The organism is Paraburkholderia sp. J69-1, assembly GCF_905220255.1.
Classification (GTDB): domain Bacteria; phylum Pseudomonadota; class Gammaproteobacteria; order Burkholderiales; family Burkholderiaceae; genus Paraburkholderia.
On the sequence record NZ_CAJMZG010000021.1, the window covers coordinates 167,702 to 174,330 of the forward strand.

General features: G+C 65.5%; 5 protein-coding genes. 4 read left to right on the forward strand and 1 reads right to left on the reverse strand.

The window, feature by feature from the left end; translation table 11 throughout:
* Positions 1–25: 25 nt before the first annotated feature.
* From U5A67_RS31220 to U5A67_RS31235, 4 genes are all read left to right on the forward strand, one after another.
* Positions 26–1,090, forward strand: a complete 1,065-nt coding sequence (locus U5A67_RS31220) for a protease modulator HflC (protein ID WP_321817378.1) — start codon at positions 26–28, stop codon at positions 1,088–1,090.
* On the forward strand, positions 1,087–2,220 hold the full coding sequence (locus U5A67_RS31225) for an SPFH domain-containing protein (RefSeq protein WP_321817379.1): 1,134 nt from the start codon (positions 1,087–1,089) through the stop codon (positions 2,218–2,220). Before U5A67_RS31220 ends, U5A67_RS31225 begins: the two co-directional genes overlap by 4 nt.
* Positions 2,217–4,313: a cation-translocating P-type ATPase gene (locus U5A67_RS31230; RefSeq protein ID WP_321817380.1), complete on the forward strand. Its 2,097-nt coding sequence runs from the start codon at positions 2,217–2,219 to the stop codon at positions 4,311–4,313. The genes U5A67_RS31225 and U5A67_RS31230 overlap by 4 nt, the downstream gene beginning before the upstream one ends.
* A 65-nt stretch (positions 4,314–4,378) precedes the next feature.
* On the forward strand, positions 4,379–6,352 hold the full coding sequence (locus U5A67_RS31235; RefSeq protein WP_321817381.1) for an alkyl/aryl-sulfatase: 1,974 nt from the start codon (positions 4,379–4,381) through the stop codon (positions 6,350–6,352).
* Positions 6,353–6,439: 87 nt separating this feature from the next.
* On the opposite strand, the gene U5A67_RS31240 is transcribed toward U5A67_RS31235, so the two are convergent.
* Positions 6,440–6,629, reverse strand: a 190-nt coding sequence (locus tag U5A67_RS31240) for a hypothetical protein (protein WP_321817382.1), incomplete at its 5' end; no start/stop codon positions are given.

The window sequence follows — 6,629 nt, forward strand, 5'->3', positions numbered from 1 at the left end:
CTGTACCGAGCCTGAGGAGCAGACCTTGAGCGGTTCACATCTTCACATTCATCACGGCCACGCGGGACACGCAGGGCACGCGCATCACCATCACGGCGAGCCTCACGAAGGCCACGCAAGCGGCGGCGGATGGGGCTTCGGGTGGCGCGTGGGATTGGCGCTGCTGTGTATCGTGGTTGCAGTGGCGACTGCGAGCGTGGTGCAGGTTCATGAAGGGGAAGCTGCCGTCGTCACGCGCTTTGGCGAACCAGTGCGCGTCGAGCTGGAGCCGGGACTGGCATGGCGGCTGCCCGCGCCGATCGAAACCGCCGTGCCGGTCGATCTGCGGCTGCACACGACGTCGAGCGGACTGCAGGACGTGGGCACGCGCGATGGCCTGCGCATCCTGGTGCAGGCCTACGTCGCGTGGCGCGTGCCCGATAACAGCGCCGATGTCGGCCACTTCGTGCGCGCCGTGCGCAACGAACCCGACGAGGCGGCGCGCCAGATCCGCTCGCTGCTCGGCTCGGCGCTGCAAACCATCACCTCGGGCTTCGATCTCTCGACACTCGTCAATAGCAATGCGAGCGACGTAAAACTCGAACAGTACGAGAACGAACTGCGCCGCCAGATCGACTCGCAGCTTTACGCGACCTATGGCGTGCACGCGGTCCAGGTCGGGCTGGAACGTCTGACGCTGCCCGCCGCGACGCTGTCCGCCACCGTCGAGCGCATGCGCGCCGAACGCGAGACGGTCGCGGCGCAACGCACCGCGCAAGGCAAGCTCGAAGCGGCTCAGGTGCGCTCCGATGCCGACCGCGACGCACGCGTCGCCGTGGCCGATGCCAACGCACAGGCCGCCGGTATTGAAGCCCAGTCGCGTCGCGATGCCGCCGCCATCTACGGCAAGAGCTACGCGGGCAATCCGCAGCTTTATACGATGCTGCGCTCGCTCGACACGCTTTCGAGCGTCGTGAACGGCAACACCAACCTGATCGTGCGCACGGACGCCGCGCCGTTCCGTGTGCTCGTGCAGGGGCCCGCGGGACTCGAAGCCGTCACGGCATCGCATGATCCTCGCGCCGCCGCGAGCGCGCGCCGCCAGCCATGAGTACGACCGCCTCGTTACCTTCACGCACGGCACCGGGCATCCAGGCGGTGCGCGGGGCGTTCTGGTTCATCGCCGCGTTGACCGTGCTCGCCGCGCTGGCGTGGATGTTCTCGAATGTGCAGCGCGTGCCGCCCGACAGTCAGGCTGTCGTAATGCGCTTCGGCAAGTTCGTGCGCGTGCAGGGCGCGGGTCTGCTAATCGCATGGCCGCGTCCGTTCGAAACGGTGGCGCTGCTGCCCGGCCCCGCACGCGTGCTTGAGCAGCGCATTGCCTCGCTGGATCGCGACCCGCGCGCCCGCGCGCTCGATCCCGCACGCAACGCGCCCCCCACCGATACGAACTTGCCCTTCAACGACATGTCCTCTTGGGGCTTTCATCCGGATGCCGCAATGGGCACCAACGGCTCACGGCTGTCCGATGCGCTCGCGGGTTCCGGCTACGTGTTGACCGGCGACGATGCGGTGGTGCAGCTAGGCGCGCGGCTCTATTACCGCGTGAGTTCGCCGTACGACTACGTGTTGCAGCAGGCGCTGCTCGCGCCGGCAATCGAACGCCTGACGGCTTCGGCGGTCGCTGAGGTCGGCGCGTCGCGCGATCTCGACACCATCCTCGTCGCGCGGCCCGAACTGCTGGCCTCCGATGTACAGATGGCCGCGCGCCGCGAGCACCTGCGCGACGATATCGCGGGCGCGATCGAGCGTCGTCTGCACGCACTGGAAGCGCAGCACGCGGGGCTGGGCATCGAGGTTTCGCGCATCGACGTGCAGGCAAGCGTGCCCGCCGCGGCGGTCGATGCGTTCAACTCGGTGCTCAGTTCCTTGCAGAGCGCCGAGCGCACTGTCGCCGACGCGCGCACTGCCGCGGAAACCACGCGCCAGGACGCCCAGCAGCTCGCCGATCAGATCTTGCAAAGCGCGCAGGCAAGCGCGACAGAACGCGTGACGAGGGCCCAGACAGAAACGCAGACGATCCTGCAGCTCGAAGCGCCGCTCGGCGCGAACAGTGATCTGGGGCTGCTTGCACGTGCCTATCGCGACCGCATTCAGCAAATTCTTTCGAAGGCGGGCCACGTCACGACGATCGATCCTTACGACACGTCGAGCCTCGTGCTCCCAGGGAAGGCGCCATGAATGCCCATGTGGAACCGCTCACGCGTATCGACGCCGCAACGCATGGTCATCGGCATGAGCACGGCCACGACCATGACCATGCTGCCGCCGCAGGAGTGCCGGATCTCGAAGCGCTTCCCGGCGTCGCGCTGGCGCCCGAAGAGCGTGCGGCGATCTCCCGGCGCATCGTTCTTGCCCTTGCGGCAGCGGGACTGCTGCTGCTCTCGCTGGGCTGCCGCTATTTCACGGCCCAGGGCGCGCAGGTGGCCGACGTGCTCGCGGGCCTGGCGTCACTGCTGGTCGCGGGGCCGGTCTTCATGGGCGCCTGGCACAGCCTCAGGCATCCGAGCTTGCATGGCGTGACCGACCGGCTCATCGCGCTCGCCATGCTCGCGGCGTGGGCGACGGGCGACATGGCCACGGCCGCGCTGTTGCCAGTCGTGATGACATTCGGGCACGCGCTCGAAGAGCGCAGCGTGCTCGGGTCGCAGGAAGCTATCCGCGCGTTGACGAAGCTGGCCGCCACGCGCGCGATGCGCGTGCGGACCGATGGCGGCGTCGAAGACGTGGCCATCGAAGCACTCGCGCGCGGCGACCTGCTGGAAGTCGCGCCCGGCGCACGCATTCCCACCGATGGCATCGTGCGAGGCGGTCGCTCGGCGGTCGACAACAGTCCGATTACCGGCGAATCATTGCCGCTCGAAGTGGCGGCGGGCGATGCGCTCTACGGCGGCGCGATCAATATCGAAGGGGCGCTGCGCGTGGAAGTGACCGAAGTCGGCGAGCATTCGACGCTCGGCAAGATTGTCGAGTTGCTGGCCCACGCCGAACGCGCCAAGCCGCCCATCACGGAAGCGCTCGAACGCTACATGGGCGGCTACCTGGCGCTGGTGCTGCTGGGCGCGGCGCTCGTGTGGTTCGTTTCGGAAAACGCCTCCGCGATGCTGGCCGTCATCGTCGCGGCGTGTCCGTGCGCGCTCGTGCTCGCCGCGCCAGCCACGGCCATTGCAGGCATCGCCGTGGGTGCGCGCCACGGACTGCTGCTGCACAATGCGGCGTTCCTTGACCGCGTGGCCGATCTCGACTCGCTCGTCATCGACAAGACCGGCACGCTCACGCACGGCGAACTGCGCGTGGTCGACGTGGCGCTGCAGCAGGGCGTCGATGCGGCAGGCGCGCTGACGCTGGCCGCGCGCATGGCACGCGGCAGCGCGCATCCCGTGAGCCGCGCGCTGCTTGCGTACGCGCGCGAGCGCGGTCACGCACCGGTCGCGAGCGATGCCGACGACGCGATCCGCGAGTGGCGCGGCCTGGGCGTGACGACGCAAACACCTGAAGGCCTGGCGGTGCTCGGACGCGATGCGCTGCTGCGCAAATACGTGCACGAACTTGCGCTGCCCGAATTGCGCTACGCGGGTTCCGTGGCGGGCGTCGCGCTCGATGGCCGGCTGCTGGCCTGGTTTGTGTTCGCGGACGCGCTGCGTCCCGAAGCGCCCGAAGCCATGGCCGAGCTGCGCGAACTCGGCATCGTGCATCAAACGCTGCTGTCCGGCGATCGCGAGGCCGTCGCGCAGGAGGTCGCCGCGCAAGTTGGCATCGAGCATCTGATCGCCGACGCGCTGCCGCAAGACAAGCTCGAATTCGTGACGCAGCAACTCGCGCTGGGCCGTCATCCGCTGGTGGTGGGCGACGGCATCAACGACGTGCTGGCGATCAAGGCCGGGGCGACGAGCATCGCGATCGGCGGACGCGGCGTGGATATCGCGGTGGCCGCTGCCGACGTTGTCCTGCTGGGCGACGACCTGCGCCGCATCCCCGCCTGTATCAAGCTCGGCCGCCGCTGCCGTCGCACGGCGGCGCTCAACGCGATGATCGGCGTGGCTTGGACGGCGGCGGTGATTGCCGTGGCCGCGCTCGGGCTGGTGTCCGCGGTATGGATCGCCGTGCTGCACAACATCGGCACATTTATCGTGCTGGCCAATGCCGGGCGTCTCCTGAGAATCGCCGGGCCAGGGCAGGATCACACGGTTTCCTCCAGTGGCCGCACGGAGGAAAGCGCTCAGCATCCGCCGCAAGGCGCGCCGGACAAGGAGCCGACGCCACGCGGCGTTTGAGATTCGGTTGGGAAATGGATCAAACGACGACGTTCAACACCCGAGGTCATCACGTGAGGTTGCCCATGAAAGCCCGCTTTCTCCTGCCACTCGTGGCGCTTGCAGTGAGCTTCGGCGCGACGCTTGCCGCCGAAACCAACAAGGACGCGACGCCCGCGACCCAGCAGGCAAACGCCGACTTGCTGAAAACCCTGCCGATGAGCGATCGTCAAGACTACGAAGACGCGAAGCGCGGCTTTATTGCCACGTTGCCGAATATCGACGTCAAGACACCCGACGGCAAGACGGTCTGGACGCTCGACGGCTACCAGTTCCTGCAGGCCCAGAACGCACCGCCTTCGATCAACCCGAGCCTGTGGCGCAACGCCCAGCTGAACATGAACAACGGCCTGTTCAAGGTCGTGGACGGCATTTACCAGATTCGCGGCTTCGACCTGTCTGATATGACAATCGTCGAGACCAACAACGGCATCATCGTGATCGACCCGCTCATCTCCACCGAAGTGGCGAAGGCCGGTCTCGATCTCTACTACCAGCATCGGCCGAGAAAGCCGGTGGTCGCGGTCATCTACACGCATAGTCACGTCGACCATTACGGCGGCGTGAAGGGCGTGGTCAACGAAGCCGACGTCAAATCCGGCAAGGTGAAGATCTACGCACCGGACGGCTTCCTGGAAGAGGCGGTGAGCGAAAACGTCTTCGCTGGCAACGCCATGAGCCGGCGCGCCATCTACATGTATGGCTCGCTGTTGCCGCGCAGCGATAAGGGGCAAATTGACGGCGGCCTGGGCAAGACCACGTCCAACGGCACGGTCACGTTGATTCCGCCGACCGACATCATCAAGAAGACGGGGGAAAAGCGCACCATCGACGGACTTGATGTCGTGTTCCAGATGGCGCCCGGCACCGAAGCGCCCGCGGAAATGCTGTTCTATTTCCCTAAGTATCACGCGCTGTGCGCGGCGGAAGACGCCACGCATACGCTGCACAATCTCTATACGCTGCGTGGCGCGCAGGTGCGCGACGCCAACAAGTGGTGGCAGGCGCTCGATACGACGATCGACATGTTCGGCCCGCAGGTGCAGGTGGTGTTCGCCTCGCACCACTGGCCGATGTGGGAAAACGACCGCATCAACGATTACCTGTCTAAGCAGCGCGACACCTACAAATACGTGCATGACCAGTCGCTGCGTCTGCTGAACATGGGCTACACGATGGACGAGATCGGCGACATGGTGAAGCTGCCGCCGAGTCTCGACAAGGAGTGGTACAACCACGGCTACTACGGCACCGTCGTGCACGATGCGAAGGCCGTCTATCAGCGCTATATGGGCTGGTATAGCGGCAACCCGGCCGACCTGCACCCGCTGCCGCCGGTGGACACCGCCAAGCGCACGATGGAGTTCATGGGCGGCGTGCCGGCGGTCACGAAAAAGGCCCGGGACGCTTATGCAAAGGGTGATTATCGCTGGGTGGCGCAGGTCATGAACCTGGCCGTCTATGCCGAGCCTGACAACCAGGAAGCGAAAAACCTGGAAGCCGACGCCCTGGAGCAATTGGGCTACCAGTCCGAAGCCGGCCCGTGGCGCGACGTCTACCTGATGGGCGCGTATGAGTTGCGCAATGGCATCCCGAAGGTGCCGGCGGTGCAGACCGCGAGCCCCGACACGATCCGCGCGATGTCGCCTGAAATGGCGCTGGAGTTCCTCTCCATGCATATCGACGGGGACAAGGCAGACGGCAAGAAGATTTCAGTGAACTGGGTTTTCCCGGACATTCACAAGCAGTACGCGGTGCGGCTGGAGAACTCGGTGCTCGTGTACAGCGAAGGCAAGCAGATCCAGAACGCCGATGTGACGCTGTCGCTGCCGAAGTCGAGCCTCGACAACATCATGCTGCATCAGACGAACCTCGATAAGGAAGTGCAGGCAGGGCGCGCAAAGGTGGACGGCGATCGCGGCAAGATCACCGAACTCCTGTCGCTGACCGACAGCTTCAATCCGCTGTTCCCGATCGTGACGCCGCGCCCGAATCCGTAAGCGCATGCGTGACGAAAGACGGCCGTGCGGCCTCGATGAGGTTGCGCGGCCGTTTCAGTCTGAAACGCAGCTGTGGCAACCTCATCGTCAACTTGCGCTCGTGCGGTCTCCACGCACATATAACACCAGCGTTCGTGCGAGTTCGCCGGCCGCATGCAGATACCGGTCAGTTGCGCCGGGCCAAGATAATTCAGCGCCGCGTTGATGATCATTCCGATCACGATAGAAATTCAATTTAACATAACCAAAGTTATCGAAGTTTCTGGTTGTAGGTCCC